The organism is Arthrobacter sp. 08Y14 (assembly GCF_002929455.1).
Taxonomy (GTDB): Bacteria; Actinomycetota; Actinomycetes; order Actinomycetales; family Micrococcaceae; genus Arthrobacter_B; species Arthrobacter_B sunyaminii.
In genome coordinates, this window is sequence record NZ_PJIX01000018.1 from 1 (window position 1) to 839 (window position 839).

The 839-nt window shown below is 54.6% G+C and carries 1 protein-coding gene; it reads left to right on the plus strand.

Features of this window, described 5'->3' with window-relative positions; genetic code table 11:
• The first annotated feature begins 166 nt into the window (after positions 1-166).
• Complete coding sequence (locus CXR03_RS17720) at positions 167-811, plus strand: helicase associated domain-containing protein (protein WP_146070557.1); 645 nt, start codon at positions 167-169, stop codon at positions 809-811.
• Positions 812-839: the final 28 nt, after the last annotated feature.

The window sequence follows — 839 nt, forward strand, 5'->3', positions numbered from 1 at the left end:
GTGAATGCTTGGGCAATTTGATTGGCTGTTGGCTATGTCTCGCTCAGCACCCCTGGAACACGACAATGTTATAGATTTCGTTGCCCCGCAGCATTGGTCCCGTGAAGAGTGGTTTTACATGTGGACTAAGGGGTTGGATCCTCGACGCATCGCCATAGTGTGCAGGGTGCCGTATCGAAAGGTTTACGAACACATCCATGCACGGGTTTCGTACAAGCCCGAGCGCTTCGGACAACGCCTGATGCTTCACGACCATCCGAAGCTGCCACCCGGAGGACTGAAGAAACAGACAACAAAAATCCCGTGGATGGAACGCGCCGGCGAAGTTTCTAGATTCAGGCGTGAGCACGGCAGATTTCCCCGCGGTTATCTCGACGGCGAGCAGCAGCTGTACAGCTTCTTGCAGTATCAGCGGAAGCAATATCGAGCGGGCAAACTTCCCACTGTTAGAAAGTCCTTCCTGGATGAGCACTTACCTGGCTGGCTGACGCCACCGAAGAAAGAACGGGAAGATGCGCTATGGACGCAACGGGTACGGGAGCTGGATGCTTTCCTTAGGCAATACGGCCGGATCCCGCAGTACAAAACGGCTGAATACCCGCTGGAAAAAGTCTTGTCCGTTTGGGTAACTCGCCAGCGGCACTGCAAGCGACTGGGGAACCTTGACCCTGAGCGGGAACAACTAATCCATAAAAGCTTTCCCTGGTTATTGGCTACCATCCATAGCTCAGCGGCAACGGATGGTCAGCGTGGGTTACCTGTCGGTGCGGATAACGATGAGACGCTGACCCTCAGTAAGCAGGGCATCTAGGGCTGCCCGTGCTTCATCGTAGGTGTTT